This window comes from Alkalilimnicola ehrlichii, from assembly GCF_003399765.1.
In the GTDB taxonomy this organism is placed as follows: Bacteria; Pseudomonadota; Gammaproteobacteria; order Nitrococcales; family AK92; genus AK92.
This window is the reverse complement of the sequence record NZ_NFZV01000014.1, coordinates 87,369-109,287: the sequence shown is the minus strand read 5'-3', so window position 1 is coordinate 109,287 and position 21,919 is coordinate 87,369. Positions and strand designations below refer to the sequence as shown.

20 protein-coding genes are annotated in these 21,919 nt (G+C 57.9%); 3 read left to right on the top strand and 17 right to left on the bottom strand.

Translation table 11 applies throughout. The annotated features are described in order from the left end of the window. Positions 1–102: 102 nt before the first annotated feature. Positions 103–1,152: a glycosyltransferase family protein gene (locus tag CAI21_RS14015; RefSeq protein WP_116302858.1), complete on the bottom strand. Its 1,050-nt coding sequence runs from the start codon at positions 1,150–1,152 to the stop codon at positions 103–105. 79 nt (positions 1,153–1,231) lie between these two features. On the opposite strand from CAI21_RS14015, the gene CAI21_RS24000 reads away from it, so the two are divergent. From CAI21_RS24000 to CAI21_RS22910, 3 genes are read left to right on the top strand one after another with little or no spacing between them, the layout of a single operon-like run. Next, positions 1,232–2,824 (top strand): glycosyltransferase family 2 protein, encoded by a 1,593-nt coding sequence (locus CAI21_RS24000; protein WP_220348297.1) that lies wholly within the window; start codon positions 1,232–1,234, stop codon positions 2,822–2,824. Then, entirely contained in the window at positions 2,713–3,294 is a 582-nt protein-coding gene (locus CAI21_RS23995; RefSeq protein WP_404840878.1) for a glycosyltransferase, read from the top strand. The genes CAI21_RS24000 and CAI21_RS23995 overlap by 112 nt, the downstream gene beginning before the upstream one ends. Beyond that, positions 3,291–3,479 (top strand): hypothetical protein, encoded by a 189-nt coding sequence (locus CAI21_RS22910; RefSeq protein ID WP_147305120.1) that lies wholly within the window; start codon positions 3,291–3,293, stop codon positions 3,477–3,479. The genes CAI21_RS23995 and CAI21_RS22910 overlap by 4 nt, the downstream gene beginning before the upstream one ends. On the opposite strand, the gene CAI21_RS14005 is transcribed toward CAI21_RS22910, so the two are convergent. The 16 genes from CAI21_RS14005 to CAI21_RS13935 all read right to left on the bottom strand — a co-directional run bounded on the left by CAI21_RS14005 (position 3,447) and on the right by CAI21_RS13935 (position 21,544). Continuing rightward, positions 3,447–4,916, bottom strand: a complete 1,470-nt coding sequence (locus tag CAI21_RS14005; protein WP_116302856.1) for a class I SAM-dependent methyltransferase — start codon at positions 4,914–4,916, stop codon at positions 3,447–3,449. The genes CAI21_RS22910 and CAI21_RS14005 overlap by 33 nt on opposite strands. A 12-nt stretch (positions 4,917–4,928) precedes the next feature. After that, entirely contained in the window at positions 4,929–6,398 is a 1,470-nt protein-coding gene (locus tag CAI21_RS14000) for a glycosyltransferase family 4 protein (RefSeq protein WP_147305119.1), read from the bottom strand. After that, the gene (locus tag CAI21_RS13995) at positions 6,395–8,329 is read right to left on the bottom strand and encodes a glycosyltransferase family 2 protein (protein WP_116302854.1); all 1,935 of its coding nucleotides are present in this window, start codon (positions 8,327–8,329) and stop codon (positions 6,395–6,397) included. Before CAI21_RS13995 ends, CAI21_RS14000 begins: the two co-directional genes overlap by 4 nt. Before the next feature lie 112 nt (positions 8,330–8,441). Next, positions 8,442–8,687 (bottom strand): ATP-grasp fold amidoligase family protein, encoded by a 246-nt coding sequence (locus tag CAI21_RS13990; RefSeq protein ID WP_258868126.1) that lies wholly within the window; start codon positions 8,685–8,687, stop codon positions 8,442–8,444. Further along, the gene (locus tag CAI21_RS13985; protein WP_147305118.1) at positions 8,654–9,202 is read right to left on the bottom strand and encodes an ATP-grasp domain-containing protein; all 549 of its coding nucleotides are present in this window, start codon (positions 9,200–9,202) and stop codon (positions 8,654–8,656) included. The genes CAI21_RS13990 and CAI21_RS13985 overlap by 34 nt, the downstream gene beginning before the upstream one ends. Beyond that, positions 9,172–11,247: a glycosyltransferase family 2 protein gene (locus CAI21_RS13980; RefSeq protein WP_116302851.1), complete on the bottom strand. Its 2,076-nt coding sequence runs from the start codon at positions 11,245–11,247 to the stop codon at positions 9,172–9,174. Before CAI21_RS13980 ends, CAI21_RS13985 begins: the two co-directional genes overlap by 31 nt. A 9-nt stretch (positions 11,248–11,256) precedes the next feature. Beyond that, positions 11,257–12,480 carry an acylphosphatase gene (locus CAI21_RS13975; RefSeq protein WP_181919438.1) on the bottom strand — a complete coding sequence of 408 codons (1,224 nt, stop codon included), beginning with the start codon at positions 12,478–12,480 and terminating at the stop codon, positions 11,257–11,259. Between the two features lie 347 nt (positions 12,481–12,827). Then, positions 12,828–13,706 (bottom strand): aspartate/glutamate racemase family protein, encoded by an 879-nt coding sequence (locus CAI21_RS13970; protein WP_181919437.1) that lies wholly within the window; start codon positions 13,704–13,706, stop codon positions 12,828–12,830. A gap of 100 nt (positions 13,707–13,806) precedes the next feature. Beyond that, a complete protein-coding gene (locus CAI21_RS13965) occupies positions 13,807–14,862 on the bottom strand; it encodes an ATP-grasp domain-containing protein (RefSeq protein ID WP_116302848.1) in 1,056 nt (351 codons plus the stop codon). A 49-nt stretch (positions 14,863–14,911) separates the two neighbouring features. Further along, positions 14,912–15,871: an ATP-grasp fold amidoligase family protein gene (locus CAI21_RS13960; protein ID WP_116302847.1), complete on the bottom strand. Its 960-nt coding sequence runs from the start codon at positions 15,869–15,871 to the stop codon at positions 14,912–14,914. A 176-nt stretch (positions 15,872–16,047) separates the two neighbouring features. Further along, positions 16,048–17,322, bottom strand: a complete 1,275-nt coding sequence (locus CAI21_RS13955) for an enolase-like domain-containing protein (RefSeq protein ID WP_116302846.1) — start codon at positions 17,320–17,322, stop codon at positions 16,048–16,050. Between the two features lie 143 nt (positions 17,323–17,465). Next, positions 17,466–18,341 carry a sugar-transfer associated ATP-grasp domain-containing protein gene (locus CAI21_RS13950; RefSeq protein WP_116302845.1) on the bottom strand — a complete coding sequence of 292 codons (876 nt, stop codon included), beginning with the start codon at positions 18,339–18,341 and terminating at the stop codon, positions 17,466–17,468. Beyond that, a complete protein-coding gene (locus CAI21_RS22905) occupies positions 18,302–18,514 on the bottom strand; it encodes a hypothetical protein (RefSeq protein WP_147305117.1) in 213 nt (70 codons plus the stop codon). Before CAI21_RS22905 ends, CAI21_RS13950 begins: the two co-directional genes overlap by 40 nt. Positions 18,515–18,541: 27 nt before the next feature. Then, complete coding sequence (locus CAI21_RS13945; protein WP_116302844.1) at positions 18,542–19,600, bottom strand: hypothetical protein; 1,059 nt, start codon at positions 19,598–19,600, stop codon at positions 18,542–18,544. Between the two features lie 179 nt (positions 19,601–19,779). Further along, a complete protein-coding gene (locus tag CAI21_RS13940) occupies positions 19,780–20,907 on the bottom strand; it encodes a sugar-transfer associated ATP-grasp domain-containing protein (protein WP_116302843.1) in 1,128 nt (375 codons plus the stop codon). A 139-nt stretch (positions 20,908–21,046) separates the two neighbouring features. Then, positions 21,047–21,544, bottom strand: a complete 498-nt coding sequence (locus tag CAI21_RS13935; RefSeq protein WP_147305116.1) for a hypothetical protein — start codon at positions 21,542–21,544, stop codon at positions 21,047–21,049. Positions 21,545–21,919: the final 375 nt, after the last annotated feature.

The following is a 21,919-nucleotide window of genomic DNA, read 5'->3' as shown; positions in this document are numbered from 1 at the left end:
AGCAAGACCCAGGGTATGTCATCGCACCGGCGCCGGCGCAGCGCGCTAAACGTTCATCGTGTTGTGCCATACGGAGGTACTGATTAAGCCCTATCAGCATGATTACGCCGCTCGCTCGCGATGAACTTCTGCCAGCAGACGTGCAGCAATCGTCTGCACATCGGCCAACGCCAGTACCCGCTCCCGTAAGCTAGTCGTCAACTGACGGTAGTAATGAAAATCCAGTAAAGCTTCGAGGTGCGCCAACCACTGCTTACCGCTTTGAGCGAGTAGTGCGCCGGCGGCAGCGAAACGCTCGGCATCGGGGGTAGGCGAGCAAACCGTCGGAATCCCCCAAAAGGCGGCCTCCATCACCTTCAAGGCGGACTTACAACGGGTAAACGGCGTCGCTTCTAACGGCGCGAGATTGACCCACCCTTCCTGCACCCGAGGATGAAAATCGGCGAAAGCGACCTTATCTCGGTGTATTACCTGCCCCGGCCGCGCGGCGAGAGAAAAATCAATCGGACCGGTAACGTGCAAGCTAACGTCGGGGTGCCTGTCGAGGAATATCCGTATCGGTTCCGCCATTACCGCGAAGTCGCGATCGTGGCTGGCGGTGCCGGGCAGGTAAGTCATGACTTTGCGTGCACTAGGCCCGCTCCGGGACGGCGGCGCGGATAGCGTCCGCCACCGATAATGCACCGCGTTCGGTAACAGCCGAATCCGAGTTCCGGGAAACGAACGCGCCACCGCCTCGACCAGCGGTTGGGTGGACACGGCGATGACATCGAACAACTGCAAAGCACGGTAATGCGCAAGGTACTGCCGCCTGACGGTTTGCAGCGGCAACTGGCGGTTCAAGACAGCGGGACTGAACGCCGCCTGACGTTCGTCGAAGACAAGGTCGTCGACATCCGCCAGCACCAAGGCTCCGGCTCGCCGCGCCGCATGGACGGCCAGCCGTAGGCGCAGGGAATAGCGCGGGCGGTGGAACAGCAGAACATCGAATTGGGGACGTAACGGTAAGTCGCGCAAATGGCCAAGAAACACGTGGTGTCCTGCCGCCTGCATTGCCGCCGCCAGGTTCTCGCAGCGGTAAATATACGAAGGGTCTTGCCGGAACCGGCTCGGATTACGGTTGCAAGCTACGAACGCACAGCGTAACGACATCCTTCGCCTCTCATAGTTAGCAGTGACGAACGACCTAGACGATCGCCGACCGTTCAGCCTCTCCAGCTTAGGTGCGCTCATGACACAGCATGTAACGCGTTTCAAAACAACAACTTGGAAAGGCCCTATCGACGACGCCCGGCACCTCGACTTGAGTGGCCTTAGCGCCCGCCCCGGCTGGTACCACATTCGGGTTTCCGTTTACCCCACAGCGGGAATGCAGCCGCCGCAGGAAGCGACACTCAGGCGCGATACCGGTGGCCCAGGGCTGCGCTTGTTGCGCGGGAGCGCCGCCGGCGAATTTGAGCTGCGGCTCTGTTCCGGCCGACCGTTGCAACAACTGCGGCTCGAATTTGATGCTCCTGCCGCATTGAAGGCGGTTCGCGTCACCTTGCGGCGGCATACCGCCCTTGGGTCGTACGCTCACATCATGCGGCGGATAAGCCGCAACGACAGTCGCCGAAACGGCAGCCGCACTCGGATCTACCGTAAGTCCTGGGCTCGCTGGCGTCGTCATGGTCGAGAAGGCTTTTTGCTCCGCCTGATTCGCGAATATCATCCTTACCTCGTGCAGTGGTTGCTTAGCGAAGACCCCTACCGTATTTGGATAAGAACAACTGAAATCCCGCGGCGTTCGGACCTCGCCCAAATCGCGACAACACTCGATAAACTGACGAACCCGCCGCACATTGTCTTGCTGCTCACGGCCGGCGACACGCCCCCGACGCAGTTACGGGCAACCCTGGAATCCGTTTGCCGGCAAGCCTATCCGCACTGGACGCTGTACCTGGACTTGCAGCCAGCGGAGGTAGACAGCCTGAGCGCCGACTACGGCAACGACCGGATCGCGGCGCACCCGAGCTCCGACCTACCTGCTCTACCGCCGCAGCAAGCCGCCGACTCCTGCTACTTCGCCCATCTAAAAGCGGGCGATCGCCTCGCCAAGGACGCGCTTTACTACGTTGCCGATGCTCTACGACAACGCCCCGGCATCAAAATCCTATACAGCGACGAAGACACCATAACGCCGGAAGGTCGCCGCCTGGACCCGCATTTCAAGCCGGACTGGAGCCCGGATCTGGTGCTGTCGTACAACTACGTCGGCCAATTGTGCCTGTACCGCTACGACCTGATTCGGTCGCTGCCCTCCAGCAAGCCGAACGACACCCTGCTCTATCGCTGCCTACCGCTACTGGCAGACACAGAGATCGCCCATATTCCGAAAGTGCTCTTCCATCGCTCCTCGCTCTCCCCCAGACGCCCGCCTTTGAGTACGGATGAAGAACAAGCAGCGTTATCGGTACGCCGGGCTTACCTAACCGCGCTAGGACACGGCAATGCGGTTGTAGAACCTGCTCGGCCTGTCGGCACCTACCGAGTTCGCTACCCGGTGCCGCGGCCGCAGCCTTTGGTCAGCTTACTCATACCTACGCGGGACCGGCGCGACCTGCTAGAAACCTGTATTCGCAGCGTTCTGGGGAAAACCAGCTACAGCAACTTCGAGATCCTCGTGCTCGACAATCAAAGCAAAGACCCCGCCACACTGAGCTTTTTGAGTCCATTCGGCGAGAGGATCAGCGCATTCACATACTGCGCTACGATCACCCCTTCAACTATTCAGCAATTAATAACGTTGGTGCGGAAGCAGCAAAAGGCAACATCATCTGCTTGATGAACAACGACATCGAAGTCATCGGCTCCGATTGGTTGACGGAGATGGTGGCGCACACTTGTCGGCCAGAGATCGGCTGCGTCGGCGCTAAGCTTTTGTATCCCAACGATACTATTCAACATGCGGGGGTTATTACCGGACTATGGGGCGTTGCAGGACACGCGCATAAGCACTTCGGCCGCCACGATAGCGGTTATTACTACCGTGCTGCCTGTACGCAGAACTACTCTGCCGTCACCGCAGCCTGCCTCTTGGTACGCAAGGAGGTTTACCGGCAGGTCGGGGGCCTTAACGAAGCGGCGTTGCCGATCGCCTTTAACGATGTGGATTTCTGCCTGAAGGTACGGCAAGCCGGTTACCGCAATCTATGGACGCCGCATGCCGAGCTTTATCATCATGAATCGGTATCGCGGGGGCGGACGACACGCCGGAGAAGAAAGCACGCGAGCAAAGCGAAATCGCTTACATGATAAGAACCTGGGGGCACCTGCTAAGCCCGGACCCTTACTACAACCCTAACCTAACCCATCGCATGGAGAACTTCGCCATTAACATCGACTCGCTGTTGTTTCCGGAGGGGAGCGACACAAGCGAGATGTTGCAACAGCTGCTGGTCCGTCGATTAGGCAAATCGCTGTCGGAACCGACGCCTTAAGTCAGCCATTATTCGCTGCACGATTGAAACCTCGGGCCGAGACTCCGGCACGGTTAGCGTTACCACTGGTAATAGCTTGTCTTCCACCACAAAGCCCACTTCCACGCCTGCATCAAGCCAAGCTGCATCCAACACGAAACTAAAGCCGCACTGTTCGCTACTCCGAGCGGCCGCTTCCGGGAAGGCTTGAACGACATCGCGTCGGCGCCGATCGATCGCAAACCGCAGACGCTCCAAACCCGAGCGGGCATAAACGGCGGCCGGTCTTACAGCCGTGTTGGGCAAGACCCAGCCGGACACCGTAAAGTGCGTGCCGTTGGGACGCAGTTCGCCTTTCGCCGGCTGATCCAGATGCCATTTGTAAATCAGGCTATGGCCGGCCGTGCTCGGGGTCTTACGCACATCTATCGTCCCCAACCGCCGTTCGCCGTGCTGGCTCGCCAAACTTTCCGTATAGGCTTGCGCGCGCTCCTCGGCTTCCGCCGGCGTCGCCATGCTTTTGTTCATTTCCCAGTTCAGGGAAACGGGAATATAACCTTTATCGAGCAAGAGGTTACTGACCTGTTGCCGATAGTCGGCGGGGACATAAGAGTCCAGCGCGAAATCCCTATAGCCTGCTTGGGCACACCAAATGTCTACCAAGTCGTCCAGTAAACCGTGCTGAAACACCTGTGTCGTAACGCGATCGATGGAAGCAGTAGAAAACTCGTGACTCACCACCGCCGTCAACGCCGCCGGAGCAGCAATCTGCCCGCGGGCAATTTGCATATAGATGCGGTCGCCCGAAATCACCGGAATCTCCGCGCGCGAGAACAAGACTCGGCCCAGCGTCGACTTGCCGGTGGCGGGCGTCTCCAGCAGTAGAAAAACATACGGCTTTAAAGGGCGGATATGCACCACATAACGCGGCACCGGATCGCCGGTCTGGGGGGCGCTATGGCCGATCACCTTCCAGGCGTAATCGGCCAGTAGTTCATTAAGCTTGCGGCGGGTAGGAAACAAGCGCTCGTCGATACTACGGGTAACGGAAATCCATGTGTTGTCGCCCGATTGGGCAATGCCCAGCTCCAAGACCAAGGTCCCGCTCTCGCTCAAGGCGCTCATAAGGCGCTTTAGCAGAGCGGCCTGGTCGTCCGCATAATGCAAGGCGGAAGCGAGCAGGATCACATCGAACGGCCCCTCGGGCAGCGTATCCCAAGACTGCTGGTAAAACTCGGCATCGGGGAATCGCGCTTGCGCCCGTTCAATGGCCGTTTTCGAATAATCGATACCGACCACCCGACTTGCGCCTTCAAATAGGGCGTAACCGGCAAAATAACCTTCGTTGCAACCGACATCTAAAAAACGCTTTCCTGCCAGCGAGGGCAAGCGGAGGGCCTTGAGTTTTTGCAGCGAATTCGAGCCGCCGGTAACGTCTGGAAAAGTCTGATATTGCATCCACTGCCTACCTTATTTTTCAACACCCTGACCTTCGGCGAATGCGGGCTCGCATCTCTGCGGCGGTAAGATACGGCGGTAAGCGGCGGCCAAAGCCTTGCAATGCGCCTGGAAACCGTACGTTTCGGCCGCCATTTTTCGGCCTGCCTCCCCCATTCTTTGTCGTAGCCGAGCGTCGTTGCACAAGGCTTGAACGCTCTCTACAAGGCGCCTCATATCGCCAAAGGGCACGAGAAAACCGTTAACGCCGGATCGCACTAACTCTGGCAACGCGCCCTGTTCGTAGGCCACCACCGGGCGACCGGCTGCCATCGCCTCCAACACGGTCCGACCAAACGATTCGGGCACATGACTTAAATTGAGTACGATGTGCGTCTGAGCAACAGCGGCTTCCGGGGTCTGGGCATAACCGGCAAACACGACGTTAGGCGCCAGTTGCCCACAGGACTGCCTCTGCTTGAGTTGCTCGGTGACGGCATTATCCGGGCCAATTAATAAGAACCGTGCTCCCGGACAGGCGCGTTTTAACTGCTGAGCCACAGCAATGAAGTCGTGCACCCCCTTCCTCGCCGTATTACTACTGATCAACCCGACCTTAATTCGCCCGCACCACGAGCGCTGTTCTAACATGGCGGAGAAATCCGGCGCCCGCCCCGGCACGACATCCACCTGCGCGAGCGAGTTTAAGCGGCTAGCGGTAAACCGAGAGTTGGCAATGAGATGCGTAGCCCGAGCGGCCAAGCTCGCGACGATCGTCTCCGAATCCGCTCCGATGGCATCGCACAAGGCAGGATCGTGCGACGGCAGTTCGCGCACGTGGACGACGCCGGGAATGTGCATCCGCTGCGCGGCAAGCAACGGTTCGCGCAGCATGATCGTATTGACATGGACGGCCCCGACACGAAAACGCTCGATAACGCCGACGAAGCGCTCGACAACCGCCTCCGCCGGCGGCACGCGTTCGTCCCACCAAGGGCACGGAATATACTCCACCGCCATCGATCGGGCCGTTAGTGCCTGCAAGTAATCTGGGTTACGCAGTTGGGGCACGCTGACAACCGGCTCGAAACCGATGGCTATCAGCCCGTCAAGCACGTCGAGTAGACTCCTCTCGCCGCCGAAAAGGGTTGTGCCCGCGGCGTGGCCGCAGACCAATATCCGTCGTTTGCCGGGAAGCGCGCGCCGCTTACCCGGTAAGCCTTGCGGCGCGCCGGAACGGCCTAAGCGGCGGCCAACCAGTAAGTAATGGAGTAACGGCTCAAGGCCGGTCTGGACTACATCGGGGTAACGCCAAGCATAAACGCTCGCACTGAACCAGGGGCCGGGGTCGCGTCCTTCGGCAGCGCCGTGACTAAGATAGTGCTGTAACGGGTCGATCCCCGCGCGCCGAACGTCCGGATAGATCGTCTGGTACCAAGCCGGCGAGAAAAGCTCCGACTGGGCAATCAGCTGCTCTGCCCTCCAGCGGCGAGCCGACATCATACGGACACCTCGGATAAAAGCCGCTCGTCTGCGAACGACTCGCACCACTCCCCTTGCGAGCCAAAGCAGGCGAATAGATTGCCTCGTATAAGGCTGGACGCTACGGCCGTCGCCGGTTTACCAACCACGTCGACCAACAAACGCTGGTAACGAATACTCGGCACTCGGTCTAGCCGATAACGCAGCAGATGCGCCTCTTTTATGAGCAAAACGTTTGTCTCCAGCTCATCGTCCGGCGCCAGGATAGCGAGCGACGATTTGGCGGCGAGGCCACGATAAGCGTCGGCAACGAAAGTCAGAGGCGTTCTGTCAAAATCCGGCCAATGCAACAAGGCGACGGTTTGCTGCCGCTCGACTAAGGATTCCACGAAGTCGTACAGCTCGCCCGAGCCTTCGCCGAAATCGGCGACAACCGTCGTATCCACCTGCCGCCAGACAGGTCGCTGATCGAGCAGTCGGTCGGGAGCCGGAAACCGGCGTTCGCTTGCCTGCGGCGGGATGTACAGCTCTGCAGGCCGGCTGTGGCTATGCCACCAAGCCGCAGCCTCATCGTATTCCCGCCGCGTACCGAAAAACTGAGTGCGTAGATGCGTATCCTGCCGGTGAGTTAGCGAACCTTCGCTCAGGCGACCGAATGCTAACGGAATAGTAGGCTGAATGTCGCTGAGGGCGGTGGCGCCAAACACCCGCTCCAGGCGCCGGTAGAACTCGGCGTCGGCTCCCGCTCGCACACCGTCCCACGCGCCGACTCGCTCGATCGCGTCGCGGCGAAACATGAAGGACGAGAGGTTGCGATGCACTAAGCCAGACTCGGCTCGCCAGCGCCCGAAATGCAAAGACGGCTCAACCCGTGCCCAGGAAGTTAACACGCCGACGATATCCGACCGCGCCTCCAGAGCCTGCACTTGCAACTCAAGCTTTTGCGGGTGCGACCAATCGTCGCTGTCATGGGTCGTGATATATTTTCCCGTCGCCTGCTGTAAACCCGTGTTACGGGCTGCGTAGGCGCCCCGGTTTTCGTCATGCCGTAACGCAACGACGCGTCGATCCCGACGCGCGAAATCGGCGATAAGCTCGGCCGTACCGTCCTTGCTAGCATCGTTAACGACTAGCACCTCCAGATTGCGCCAGCTTTGCTCAAGTACGCTGCTCAACGCTGTTGCCAAGGTGGCGGCGGCATTGTAAGCCGGCACGATCACGCTGACTTTAGGGCCGAAAAAGCCCGCCAAACGCCAGCGTCGAGATGCCCACACATTATCGATCGCAAGCGGCTTATTAGGCTGACGCTTGCGCAACGGCGCGAGCCCGGCCGTCCGGTATACCCGGTTGATCCAGTCCAGCCGTAGGCGCTCGGCCTCTTCCGAACCGTCGCAGGTATTGGCGAGAGCGAGTAACAGATCGGGCGATCGCGCGCGCGTATGCAAAGCGCGCTTCAGCAGCGCCTGCGCGGCGGCGGCTTGCCCCAACCGTCGTAAGCAATCGCTTTCCAGCAGGATAGGACCGAGATGCCCGGGAAACGCAGGCCGCAGGGCTCGCCTTGCCCGCAGCGCGGCTGCCGAACGTCGCCACTCCTGTCGGCTTGCATACCAACGCGCTAACGCCCAATAGGCATAACTACGCCAATCCCGCGGCGCAGACTCATCCGCACTGATTCGCGCCAACTCGCCGACCGCCGATTGGGAAAACCCCATCCATAGCTTGTCTTCCAGGTCCGCGGCGGGATTGGCTCGCGGCAACCGGCCCTCGCTGCGACCGTGGCGCAGGAAATGAACTAAGGGATTAAGCCCGGCTGCCCGCACATCGGGGTAGGTGGCAGCATACCAAGCGCTGTCGAAATCGGGCCCAGGCGCTCGCCCAAGAAAGCCGCCGTATTGCAAGTAGTGTTGCGCCGGGTCCAAGCCGCTCGCCGCCACGTCCGGATAAAGCGACACATACCAGCGGCCTGGTCGAAATAGGCGGAACGTTTAATAAGGTCTAACTCGTTAGCGCTCATGACAACATCCTTGTTTTGTCATGTACCCTAGAAAGAAGCGGCCGGCTACGCTACACCTTCTCTCCCACGTGCTTCTCCCACAGCTCGCCGAAGTAGCGGTCGCCAAACGGGGTAAAGGTCTGCCCATCCCACGGAAACGGGCAAAATTCGCCGAAGATGACTTCCGAGGGGGTAATGTAGAAATCAATACGCACGAAGGTATCGTAAGCGGCGCCTAGCGTTCTGGAATAAGCAAGGAGTTTGTTCAACTGCTGCGGGCGTTCTATATCCCCCCGATGCGGCGCATAATCGCTGATCGGCTCCTCGATGAACTCCCAAGCCTCGGTAAAAAACCTTGGTACAGCGTCGTGATATCGTGCTTGTCCGGATCGAACTTGTCGTGGTTAACGCGGACGATGCAGCGCTCGCCGAAAACAAACACCTTGTAACACTCGACGTAGTCATAAGCACCCGTTTTAGTGGGTGCATACTCCTCGATTAATACCGGCTCGCCTTTTGCGCGATACCGTTGCCGCAACCACTCCCAGTCAACTTCGGTTCCGGCAACCTGATTCCATCCGTCGGCGATCGGGTAGACACCCTCTCCCGAGTGGCCGCGAAAAGGTTTGATAACGAAACGGGCCGGCAAGCCTTCCGGCGGCAAGGCGTCGAACTGATCCCCAAACCAATATAAAGCCGGAACGGGCACTCCATGCTGGGCGGCGAATAGCTTCGCCTCAAGTTTGTTGGCGAGCCTCGCTTGCCACATCTTTTTCGCCGCCCAACGCCGACGACGTCGGGCTATTCGGCTGGTGAACGTGCGCGTGCCCACATAACCTCCTGGATAGCAGAACTTTCCTCGCGATTCGGTCGGTACCTTTGGATATCCCCGGATTTCGCGCTACCGGCGGCCCCTCCAAGCAGGGTCCGTATCCGGCTATCTACGAGAACGGCTGGGGTATTAGCCGAATCCTTTTCCAAGACGGTTTGTTCTATGCCGTGGACGCGGGGCAGCGCGTCCACCGGAAACTCAAGTAGCCGACTATCTGCAACGACGATCAAGGGCGCTTTGAACGAATCGCCGGGACTAACGAGCGCCACGGCTTGCCGCTGACACAGCTCAAATACCGAGTCCGCCACCGGTGCGTTCCAACGACCTTCGTACACAGGCCAATGGAAGATGGCGACCTTTGCCCCCCGCGCCAGATGGGAAGCGACTATACGTTCACAGAAACGCTCCAAATCCGGGTTGTCGACCGAGCAATCGGCAAGCGCCAACACATCGTAGGTATCGGAACAGCCGCGGAGGTTGCCCGTTGGAGCCGGGAAACGCCGGCCATCATTAGCACCGACATGCAGCACTTCATTCGAGCGATGCCACCATTGCGCAGCCTCTCGGTAAAGTCGCCGCAAACCGAAGTGTATCGTTTTGACATGAGTCGCCTTGTGCCGAGTCAAGGAATCGGAGGCGGCGAGCGAGAACGATAGCGGAAGCCCAGGCAGAACGCTCCGTATCGCCGACCTGCCATAAACGGCTTCGATGCGCCACAAATACTCCGTGTCGCCGCCGACATTCACCTCGTCCCAACCGCCGAGCGCTTCGAATACCGACCGCCGCAGAAGGGTTGAGGAGTGGTTCTTCTCAACAAAGCGCCCACTTAGAAGCCAGGGACCAACGAAGACTAATTGCTTATCTACTCTCACCCAATCGCTATACGTAACCGCCAGATGAGGATCGCTGAGCAAAGCCGCCATTTGCCGCTCGATCTTCTGCGGATGGGACCAGTCGTCGCTATCGTGCACGGCGATAAAGTCGCCTGTTGCGGCACGAGCGCCGGTATTGCGGGCCGGGTAGGCACCTCGATTAGCGGTGTGACGAATCAACCGGACCCGCGGGTCGACAAACTGAAGGGCTTCGACAATTGCCGCCGTCGAGTCCTCGCTGGCATCGTCCACAACGATAACTTCCAAATTCTTCCAGGTTTGCTCCAGCAAGCCATTAAGGGCGATACGAATAGAGGACTCGGCGTTATAAGCGGGAACGATAACCGTAACCAACGGCCCCTTTATTGGGTGCCGCTCTTCCACGCTCCGACCCGTCGTTAGGTTTCCCAAGGCAAGCGGGCGTGTCGGCTCACGCGCCATCAGCGGCAACAGGTCATGCGCGTCGAACAACTCGTTAATTAACGCGAGCCATTCCCCCATCCGCTCCGGTTGCCCATTTAACCAATTGAGCAACACGTAACGTCGCTGATCTCCGAGCACATCGGCATAGGTGTGTTCGAGCAAGGGCGCCAACTCGTCGGTACGCGCCAGACAAGAAAGGCACTTAGCTTCCGCTACCAATTCGCTTTGCGTCGGGGCATCGCCGCGCCGCCGCAACAAATCTAAGGCCACAACGCTCTCGCCGTGGGCATGGAACCACTGCGCTAACGCCCACCGTGCGCTACGGGCTAGCGCAGGCTGCTCCGAGCGCTCGTACTCCATGAGGCCTTGCAAAGCCTGGCGCGAAAACCCTGCCCATAAACGGTGGCGATAGAATCCGACCGAGCGCTCGCCCTTACCTAGCTCCCGCCCTTCCGACCTGCCATACAGCACATAATGGTAAAGCGGGTTCATACCGGCTTCTGCCACATCCCGATTCGCCCGCAGGTAGGCATTGGTCGAAAAGCCTGGCCCCGGATCTCGGCCAAGCAAGGCCCCGACTCGCAGATAATGCTCGATAGGGGGCATACCTAGCATGACGACATCCGGGTACGTCGCCTGGTACCACGTCTCATCGAACAATGCCGAGGCCTTAATCAGCTCGATAGCGGCCGTCTCATACAGCATACCTAAACTGCCGTTCGAAGCCGTGCTTACCATGCCATTGCCCATAAGCACCGCCTACGCCGGCAGGGCTTCGGACGCCGGCTTGGACTTGCTGGATATGACGCCCTCTGGCTCTGTCACCTGCTTGGACTTACGCCTTCTAAATCCCGCGGCAACCTTGCCGGTGTAACTCGCCTCCGTTACCCCTTCGACACGTGCTTTCGCCGGACCGCGCCGGCACAGCTGTTGCATTTCCGCCAGTTTTTCTTCCGTTCCCGCGATCACCATCTCGACCTTGCGGTCGCTTCTGTTACGCACCCATCCGGAAAGTCCTAACTCTTCGGCGCGCGCCTTCGCCCAGCGCCTGTAGCCGACACCGATCACCTTCCCTTCGATAAGCAACGATAACGCTGCCGAATCGGTGTTGGGACTAGCTGCTTCGCTTGCGCCCGATTCGACCTTTTGCCGACCGCCCGAACGGAGTGCTCGCCGCTTTCTGTTGGGCGAACGTAGCGTCATAACACGGTCAATGGCTAATTCTGCCGCTTCGTACCCGGCCCCTCCCGGTTTCATGAGGGCGTAATCGATGCCCGTTGCTCCAACCAAACCATCTGGGAACGCAATTTTATCCACGCCTGGGAAGTAACTTCTTACGATCTCTCCCACGACATTACGGCCGATGCCCTGCATCGGAAAATGCGCATTGCTGACAGCGGGATCGCCTTCGCATTCGATGACCAAATATCCTTGCGAAGCCGGCTTTCGAATATCCTTTGTTAACAAGTCCAACCCAAACTGTTGCACCGGCCGTAAGGCGTTGGCTATTTCGGACGCTACGGAAAGGTAGGAAGGGTGAACATCGTCAGTCACATCGATAAAATCTCCGCCAGCAGAAACATTGGCACTTTTTCGCAACCTTAACCGAACACCTTCTGGCAAAACATCATTGAGCCGGAACCCTGCATCGCTAAGGTTCGCAAGGACTTCATTATCAACAACGATCTGCCGCCCCGCAGTATGGGGATTCAGTCGCCTTCTCGCGTTATTCTCATTGATGAGCTGTTCGACCGACGCTGTGCCATTGCCGACCACCGAGGCCGGTTCTCGTTTGAGTACGCCGACCACACTGCCGTCGACCACATACAATCGGTAGTCGGCTCCGACAAATCGACGTTCTACCAAGATGCCGCTACGGCTGGCGTATCTGCGAGTATAACGCCAGCCGTTTGCGAACGAAGCCTCGTCCTTGATCGAGCCGACAAAGCCCCGCCCCTTCGAGGAAGCAGCCGGCTTGAGCACAACCTGAAAATCGAGCGATTGGGCGAACGCTAGCGCTTCGCTATAATCTTGCTGCTCGAAACAAGCCCAATCCCCCAGGCAAACCTTAGTATTGAGCTTCAGAAACCGTCGGAAGGCGGCCTTATTCCACATTAACAACTCGCTAGCGCGCGTTACCGACGAACCGCAGGCGCGATAAAAATGCGCTCGCCGACCGCCCGCCGGATCTTCCGCGAAGAACATCCCTCGCGTAACGGGAATTATCTTTAGACCTAGACGCCGAGCTTCGATTTCCGTTACCACGGAGATGAGCTCCCCCTGACCTAGTTCGGCATCGGTAATGAGCTGTTGCACCGTACTGACTGACATTATCGAGTGACCTCCGACCGGTTAAGCGACCTGGTTGCTTTATCCTGCCCATGGCGATATAGAAAACCCTCGCTGTGATACGAGAGGGGGGTTGCTCCGTTTGCCAAATTACTAAGCGACTGTGCTAGAACGCTGACGGGATCGCAGATGCACAGTTCGGGATAAGCGTCTACCAGTTTGTCCCGCACAAACTGCAACTCCGTGCATCCGAGAATGACTGCATCCGCACCGCTCGCTGCAAGCTCGGCCACGGCCCCCACGATGGCCGTGTAAGCCGTTTCGCTTGGCGGCGTCACGCTTTTCAAACCTAACTGAGGGTTGTATATGGCGTCGTGGACGGCGGCACGGGTCGTCATTTCAGGCTCGAGCACGGCAAAGCCGGCGGCCGTTAGCGGCTCGCGCCAAACACCCGCGCTATATGCCCCCAACGTGGAAAGAACGCCGACTTGATACGGTTTCGCCGGGCTCTCATGAAGACAGCGAAGCGTTTCTTCTATGAGGTGGTAAAGCCCTAAGAAGCTAGGACTCCTGCTACAGGCTTCGATGAGCGGCGTTAGGATAGGCACAGCATGAAAAGTACCGCACGGCACAGCTAGCACCCAATAGCGGCCTGCCCGATAAAGTATTTCCCCAACCTGAACCAAATTTCGCGCCATAACATGAGAGGGGTTATCGCTATGGCTGCCGAGTAGAAAAGCGGTACGATCCGGCATCGTCGATACATCCGCTACGTGCCAGATATCAAGATGATCGCTGTCCCGTTGCACCCCCTTGGTGTGCCGCAGAATCTGTTCATGGAGGAAGACACCCGCCAGGGGGCCAACGCCTCCGCCTATAACAACGGTGGGTCTGCTGGGTCGATCGCATCCTACCTGCATGCTGCCTCCAAGCATGTTGCATTCAGTAAGTCATGCCCCCTTCGCATTCGACGGATTTACCGGACCTTCCTCACGGCCGTTTCGAACGGGAAACGGTTTGCTAGACGGGCGAGTAGCGCCAGTCCCTAAACCGGTCCCATACTTCTTGCTTCTTGAGCGCATGTCGCCATATAGCCGTCGCCGCATTCCTCGGCTTTCCGATCAGCGGGTAATGGTGGCTGCCTATCGCGGGATTCGTATTAACCTCAAGCACAACCACACGCGGAACCCCGTCAGGCTCTGTCGCTGGCGAGACGATCACATCTACGCCGGCCCACTCCAGGCCCGGAATACTGGCAACCGCCTGCACGGCGACATTACGGGTATATTCGGAAATATCGTCGGTGCAATCGATCGAATCGCCACCGGCGGAAAAATTTGCCTCTCCCTTCAAGCGTATTTTCTGACCCGCCGCCGGTACATGGTCGACGCTTAGTCCTTGGTTGCTCAAATAGGAAAGCAGGCTATCGTCTTCGGTAATCAAGCGGGTCGAAAGGTGGGGGTTTTGCGACCGTATAACGTTCTTTCGCCGTACCAGTTCCGATATCGTTGAGATACCGTCCCCTATGACATTGGCCGCCTCTCGTCCCAAGGCGGAAATCACCCGGCCGCCGACAACGAGAATCCGATACTCCTCGCCCTCTACCATCTCCTCCACCAATAAGCCCGACAAGCTGCGAGATCGCGAAAAAACAGCGACAATGCCCGCCTCGTCGGAAATGCCGATCGAGACGCCTCTGCCTTTCTGTCCCTTCTTAGGTTTAATGACAACGCGTCCCTCCCCGAGCTTTTTCCAATGCTCGACAGCTTTCTCAGGCGTGCGCGCAAACCGTCCCGTAGGGACGGGAACGCCCGCCTTTAACATGAACTTTTTCGCGACCGCTTTATCCGAGGCAATCATCGCGGCAATCGACGAATCCGCCGACCGGCAATCCCAAAACGTAACGGAGGTTCCCGCCAGGGATGCGGTAAAGATAAACTTAGTCATCCACGAGATTCGGGCGCCGTCGGATTCCGCAGCCTCTGCCAACAGCAACGGACCTAACGGGTAATTGGTCATTTTAGCGAATAGCGCTTGCGACGCTTCATCGTCGTATTTGTTATATTGAGGCTGCATAAGACCTCCCGAACATGAAATCGCTATAACTGCTGCTGGAATGCCTTGATTAACTGCAATGCATAACCCGTCTATCCTCGCTGTTCGTACGCTGTAACGTCGCCACTTCTTCCAGCTCGGTAAGCCGCCTTAGCTCAGCCTGCTCATAGAGAACGCCGAGGTAGAGATCTACCAGCGGATCGAATTTATGGTACAAACCCGGCTCAGGCGTTAACTCACCGACGACCACCCCATGCTGGGTGTCGTAAAGATCGATACGGCAAAAAGCTGTCGGTAAAATGCGCGATATTTCCCGCGCGGATTCCAAGATCGCTTCGGCGTTAACAGGCGGCACTGTCTCGGGGTCGAGCCGGTCTTCGTGTTTCCCCGTTTTCACCGCCTGCCACGTGGAGTCATACCACCTGTAACGCGGTTCCCCCGCCTCGCGCCTTACCTGTAAAATCAATGGCGCTTCGCCCTGAAAGGCGTAGACTTTGTAATCCGGCAAAGGTGACGGTTCACCGTCTGGCGGCAGTAACAGCTCTTCAAGCTGCCATAGGTTCGGAAACATATAACGTTGCATGGGCGCATCGAGCGCTGCCAATAGATCGACAAGCCGATATTCCCTATCGTCGAACAGGTTACGAAAGCTGAACTCGCCGCTACGCACCAGCGGCATCACGCCCCAGGCATTGGTCGCATGGATCGGCTTAACGACAAATCGATGCAAGTCGCCGATCGCGCGTCGTAGCTCAGGCAGCGCGAACCCTTCCGCGTAAACCTGCGCCGTCAACCAGCCCTGCTCGGCCAGAAAGCGGCGAACCCAATGACGCCGCCGCGCCAAACGCGCAAAGGGAGTACGCTGTAGAACGCGCTCCTGGTACTCGGCCTTGCGCACCGCTTCGTCCAACTTGCGGGCGAACGAAGGAGCCGTCGGTTGACTCTCTTTGCGCGCCATATGCCGTGTCACCGCGTAGTCAGGTACCTGAGCAGACGCTAGAAACTCGCTCAACGGGGGTAACTCCTGCATAAACGGCGCCTCCTTGCGCTACCCTATGCCCGCTCAGTAAACCGAGGATTCCAGAACCTGTGCCTTGTTCCGCGACTTGCTAAAGCCTTCTCCGCTGGCCTGCACATCATCCCGCCAGCGATCGTCAAAGGCGCGCGTCAGCACGTTTTGCCAGGTGCGTTTCCGTTCGCTTTCGGTTAACGCGTGACGACGGACGAAATGCATCTTTTCAGCCGTTTCTCCAACCCTGAGCGGCACAGCACCACCCCCCAGCCCTGCCCAGTCGGCAAACGCAGCTCAGCGTCATCCAAGGAAAGCCAGGCGTCCCCCGAGTGAATCAAACGGACCCGTTTCTCCTCCTTCCTGCTCGCCGAGAAGTAACCGCAGCGCGGCCCCAACATTTGGCCTAGAGCCGTCAGTGCAAGCGTGTTGAGATCGGTGTTCAAAGCCGCGTTGCCGAGGTAAATCTTGCCGCCGACATTGCGCTCGCGAAGGTAATCGCCGACCTGCAATACTTCCTCGAAGCTGCCAGCCTTTTGCGGCGTAACGTTCAAATCGACGAACGGGAGCAGCTCATCCAGCTCTGCTAACGAGCGACGGTCCCAAACCGGCTCGTCCAACATGATGCGCAACTCAACGCCAAAGCGATCCCGCAAGCGCTGCGAGAGCGCTAGCAATTCTGCGTAATGAGCCGTTGCGTAACTAGGAAAGGGCTGTTCAAGGATTAAGTTAACGGGAGCCCCTTGAGTCTCTGCGCCGCTGTTAAACGTCTCCTCAAAGGCCTTGAGATCGTCGACGTGCCAACGGCCGCCCAGGTCGAGCCACAGTCCTTCGAACCCTGCCGCCGACCAGATATTTGCTCTTGTTAACGTGTTCATCAACTCGCCGGCTCTGACACCCGAGTAGGAACACCGCGATCGCCACCACCCCGACGGGGCTCTCCCGTCAATGAGTTGATTCAGTAAGCGGCTTGCATTGGAGAGTGGCCGACTAAAAACATTTCGGCTGACACTCGCGGCTGGTGCGAGCGCCAATAACTCGCTCATGCTACGAGAACTGGCTCGCGCCATCGCATCGAGCACAGCACACTCAAAAGCAAACCGGACGGCGCTATTCAAACCCGTCGGTAACTGCGTCGTCGGCGCCACGCCGAAAGCTTTTTCGGCGGCCGAGCGAACGGCCTGAGCCGCCTGGGCCGTAGCCTCCCTACCGGACTGGCCACAGTCGAGTTCGACACCGACCAATACCTCCCCCAGGCGTACGGCTGCACTAAAGGCGCCCGCCGGCGTCTCTCCGCTAACTGACGTTACTGCGCGTATTTCGCCCAACCCGCTATGCTGCACGCCGTTATGCTCGACCTGAAGGTGGAGGATCACAGAATAGCCGGCGTCGGGAACCGGTAGCCGCTCCTTGCCTTTTTTGGGCACCGGCATATTACGCATATGAAGCACGTCAATGGCCATCACTTCCATGTGGTCACCACCTCATTGGTCCGATTACAACTTGGTTAGCGGAATGCGAAACTCGCGCCCCTAGCGGTCTACCAAGAGACATAAAAACTATTCGCCGAGATAAACACCGTAATGCTTCAAAAATTTTCGGTATACGGAATCTTTCAACAGCGGCTCGTGCATTTGAAAAAGTCGAACCTGGCTAAAGCTATTACCCTCGATAACAACGAAATCTTTATCTCGAATAATAATGTCGAATCCGCAATAAGCAATATAGGGAATGCGCAAAATAGATAACGAACACGCTCCGTTATCTCCCGCCAGTTAGGGATTGCCAAACCCTGCAAACGCTCCCCGGTATCGGGGTGCTGCTCAATATTCCGCCCCGCATAAGGGCCGGCCGCCGCTACCGCCTTACCCAATACTCCCGACGCCAAATCGATAGCGACGCTAAGCCCACCGTACGAGAAGTTATCGATGGGGTAGGAAGCGCTAGTCCCGACTCGTAAAACCGCGCGGACGATATGCGGCTCAAGCGTCTCCGGGTCTCGCACCACCAGTATTCGCAAGGTATTGACAGTGAGCGGAAAGAGCGCCTTAGAAAAGCTTCCCTGCTCGATATATTCGGTCACCATGAAAGGCACGCGTTTGCCTTCGAAAAGGCTATCGATTTCCGCCGGCGGATAGCGTCGCCTTCGCGCCGCTTCCGGGTCGTTGGATTCCACCACCACGGATTGTCGTCCCGCACGGATAAAATAAATGTTGCCGCCGCCTCCCCCTCCCAAGGGCTTTGCCACCAGCCGAACGGGCTCTTCTAATTGCCCCGATTTGATTTGATTCCAAACGGGACTATAAGGAATAACCCGTTCGCTGCGCCAAATCGCAACAATCTCGGGAATGCGACAAAAGTTACGAAAAACTTGTGTGAACAGAACTTTGTTATTAAAAACAACCGCAAACTTGCCGTTAATCAACTGCGTCATCCAACGCTGAAGATCGCTTAAGAAGCACTCGGGGTCGTCGCGGTCAAACGTGTACAAGTCGATTTTTCCGGGGTGAATCCACGACGGTACAGGAACATCGACCGTTCATCGCCGACATTCGTTTCATCGGCAGCGAAATCCCGCGTAAAGCGCTTATAGCGCAGCAGCTCCTCTTCGCCGGCAAGCCCGCTGCAATACAAAGCGTGATGACTGTCATCGTTCGGCTTCATTGCGCACCACCACAGTTTATCGACCGGTCAAACCCCAAACTCTTTTAAGAACCTGCGCTGCACGTCGCCCCCCATGATGGGCCCATGAACCTGGAACGCCGCAGCACTCACGCGAGCGCCGGCGTCGACCACCATGGGACCGCTCTCGGCCAAGGCCACGTCAAGTTGGATGACGCCAAATAACGGCAGCCTGCGTAAGCCGGCTTGCAGCTGCATTACAAGCTCCAACCATCCGGGAATAGCATCGCCGACAGCCAAGACGCCTTTATCGCCAAAAGCAGCGGCAACCTCCTGACGCCGGCTTACTTGTTCGACGCGGACGATGGACGCGATGCAGCCGGTATCGTTATCGATGCGTGCGCTCACATACTCGTTACCGTCGCCCCCTGCCGGCGTCGTGCCGATGCCGTCGAGCAAGTAGATCGCCGAGATCAGATACGGAAGATTGTCTTTAGGGTTCAGTAGAAAAAGCAGCTTAAGGCGGCTATCGACTCCCATCGCTAGCTTTGCATACCCAGGCGCCGACCAAGCCCGTAAGCACAAGAGCAAATCCACGGGTTGCGCCGCGAGAAAACCCCGCAGATCGCTAGCGGCTTCCTCGCCGCCCCCGGCAATCACCCGACCGCCTTTGACTTCTAATTGAAAACTCCGCTGAGCCTGGCAGTCGTCTAACGGCAGCGCGACGAGGATAAAGCGTGTGTTCTCCTGGCCACCCTCCACTACTTTCTCCCATAGCCTGTCGACAACCCGCACTTGCCGGCGTGTGACTAGCGCGATGGGGCGAGCCAGGGGCAGAACGCCGCTAAATACCTGCCAAAACAAATTTCGGTTCTCTAACACCAGCCGGTTACGCCCGTTGACGTAGGGCAGCAACTCCACCTGCAAATCGCTTAAGTAGTCGTCGGCCAAAGCATTAGGCAAGCCGTATAAGTCGAGCTTGTCGGGATAGAAACCGCGCTCCACTAGGTAGGCCGTCAGTTGTCGCGGCGGTCGCGGCCTAACGGCGAAGAACCGATCGGCAAAACGACGCCAATGGGTGAGGTTCGTTATGCCGTTTAGGCGTTCGATCCGCCCCTCGTGAGACATGTTCTTTCGTTTCGTACGGAATATGACGCGCGGCGACGGAACCAAACCGGGCGGCCGTAACCTCGCCGGGGTAAATACGGTTCTGCCGATTGGCGCCGAAAGGGCCTCCGCCACAGGAGGATCGCTTACTCTCGGCTCCGCGACCGTCGTATCGTCAACCGCCACTAAACGCCCTCCCCTCATAGTTTCAACCGTCGCAACTGATCCGCGAACACGGCGTCGGCAAGCAGCGGTCGATGCACCTGGATGGCAACCACGTCCGGCAACGCCGCCCCGAGAAGGCCAAGTTCCCCGTCCATCAACACGAAGTCAAAGGCACACACGCGCAGATAGGACGACTCGTCGAATATTCGAAGCAAGCTTGCGCGTATCGAATCCCATTGCGGGACTCGGCTGCCGACAATAGGTGTGCCGGTATCGGGGTGGACATCGTGACGACCAAGCTTTGGCCCTTCCAACAAGCCGACACAGGCGGTTAACTCGCCCGTATGAGTATCGACTCTAGCGCTAAGCCCACCCGCTTCTAGACTGGTACGAGAAGCCGAGGACAAGGTACCGATACAAAGCACGGCAGCGACGATATGCGGCTCCCAGCTGTCGTGATGCCGCCCCATAAGCACATGCAGGCGGTTTACCGCACCGGGAAACATCTGGCGGGCAAAGCGCCCTTGCACGAGCGCTTCCGAGAACAAATAGGCGCTATTCGCCGCTAGCGACCAGTCCTTAACGATATGCCGCAACTGTTTTAGCGGACCGTGCTTCCCAAAGCCGGAAAACTCTCCCTTAGCAAGGCTTACCGTTTCGGTACGCCCCTGCACGCTAACCGGCAACGGTTGAATGACAACCTGCATGTCCGGCGCATCGTTACTACCCGCCCGATGCGCTTCCCATTCCTCCGAAAAACTGACTTCGGCGGCGCCTAGCCCCCGTAGGGCGTGAATAACGGGCACCCGGCAATAGGCGGAAAGCGCGTGATTCAGCAGCAGACGGTCATTCGCCACATTGGCATAAACGCCGTTAACGGCCGGTAACAGACACACTTGGATATCGCTGAGATAGTTCGCGGCGTCTTCTCGCCCTAAGCCATAGAGCCACCATCTGTTACGGTAAAAGCCTCTCCGAAAAAGAAATTCGTTTTTCTCGCCCGGAGTACCACCGGATTTCGTTTTCCAGTAATTTTCCGAAAACTCTTTCCACGCCGCTAAGCGCGCCTCGCCCTGTAACTGCTGCACATAGGCTTTATGATCCCACGTCACCGGCTTCGGCACGGCGGCCCCCGGTGGCGCAACGAAACTCGCTTGATTCATTATTGTTACCCTCGCTGTATCTACACACGGCGCCCAATCAATCGACAGCAAAAAGATAGGCTCCAACGTTTAGCGGCAAGCGCTTGATCGCTGGCGCGCCCTACGGGCAGGTAGCGCGGGGCACGCCCAGGATGGACTTTTAAGCCGAGCGGCCGCCAGGTAGGACCCGCTTTTTCTTTCCCCGCCGAATAAAATGAAGTAACGGGTTTTCCAAGGCGGCAATATCGGGATTATTGGCTAAGTAATAGCGCGTATCGAAAGAAGGCCCGGGAGACCTCCCTTCGGAGGCACCCCACTTGAGATAATGCTCGACTGGGTCCGCACCGACCGAAGCGACGTCGGGGTACTTCTGCAAATACCATTCGCGGTCGAAAAGACCGGAGTTGTTAATCGCCCGTATGTCGCGCTTTAACCGCCAGCTCTGGCGAAGACGGGCGATAGAAACACTTCCGAAACGGACGCGCGGAGCGTCTGCCTGTGCATGAGCGGCTTTAGCAACAGTCGGCGCATCATTCCCAACACTCACTTGCAAAGACGCCTCATTGAGCATCTTGGTTAGAATAGCCAGCTCCTTGAAGCGCTCGTTCAGCTGCTCGATCAGTTGGCACTTTTCCCGTTCGAGCTCCTGTACCTGCAATTTAGCTTCGTCTGCCGCTTGCTGGAGGTTTTCTATTCGGACCTCCTGCGTCTCTACCAGCGTCTTTAGCCTTTCAAGCTGTGTTGGACTCGACCTGAGCCTGCCGGAGTTAGCCCTGGTAGCGTTATCCTGACGAGTTGCTTCCATTCCACGACCTCTACATCGAAAAACACGCGTATCCCGTTAGACAACAGAGCCAAAAGACGAGAAAAACCAGTAAGGGACGCAATCAAGTCGGCAGCCTAGGTGCTGCCTGGGAACTGAGGCGGAAAGGCCAGAATCTTCTTACCTGAGCACAGCCCTTAGCGGGCCAGATAGTCAGGAGACTGCAAGAATATTCCTATATATCTTATGGCGACAGCCAGCTTCTTTATC

What these genes read in the sequence shown, in the direction of transcription:
- CAI21_RS14015 (WP_116302858.1), bottom strand. Translation starts at nt 1,152, where the DNA reads ATGTCGTTACGCTGTGCGTTCGTAGCTTGCAACCGTAATCCGAGCCGG.
- CAI21_RS24000 (WP_220348297.1), top strand. Translation starts at nt 1,232, where the DNA reads ATGACACAGCATGTAACGCGTTTCAAAACAACAACTTGGAAAGGCCCT.
- CAI21_RS22910 (WP_147305120.1), top strand. Translation starts at nt 3,291, where the DNA reads ATGATAAGAACCTGGGGGCACCTGCTAAGCCCGGACCCTTACTACAAC.
- CAI21_RS14005 (WP_116302856.1), bottom strand. Translation starts at nt 4,916, where the DNA reads ATGCAATATCAGACTTTTCCAGACGTTACCGGCGGCTCGAATTCGCTG.
- CAI21_RS14000 (WP_147305119.1), bottom strand. Translation starts at nt 6,398, where the DNA reads ATGATGTCGGCTCGCCGCTGGAGGGCAGAGCAGCTGATTGCCCAGTCG.
- CAI21_RS13980 (WP_116302851.1), bottom strand. Translation starts at nt 11,247, where the DNA reads ATGGGCAATGGCATGGTAAGCACGGCTTCGAACGGCAGTTTAGGTATG.
- CAI21_RS13970 (WP_181919437.1), bottom strand. Translation starts at nt 13,706, where the DNA reads ATGCAGGTAGGATGCGATCGACCCAGCAGACCCACCGTTGTTATAGGC.
- CAI21_RS13965 (WP_116302848.1), bottom strand. Translation starts at nt 14,862, where the DNA reads ATGCAGCCTCAATATAACAAATACGACGATGAAGCGTCGCAAGCGCTA.
- CAI21_RS13960 (WP_116302847.1), bottom strand. Translation starts at nt 15,871, where the DNA reads ATGCAGGAGTTACCCCCGTTGAGCGAGTTTCTAGCGTCTGCTCAGGTA.
- CAI21_RS13955 (WP_116302846.1), bottom strand. Translation starts at nt 17,322, where the DNA reads ATGGAAGTGATGGCCATTGACGTGCTTCATATGCGTAATATGCCGGTG.
- CAI21_RS22905 (WP_147305117.1), bottom strand. Translation starts at nt 18,514, where the DNA reads ATGAAGCCGAACGATGACAGTCATCACGCTTTGTATTGCAGCGGGCTT.
- CAI21_RS13945 (WP_116302844.1), bottom strand. Translation starts at nt 19,600, where the DNA reads ATGTCTCACGAGGGGCGGATCGAACGCCTAAACGGCATAACGAACCTC.
- CAI21_RS13940 (WP_116302843.1), bottom strand. Translation starts at nt 20,907, where the DNA reads ATGAATCAAGCGAGTTTCGTTGCGCCACCGGGGGCCGCCGTGCCGAAG.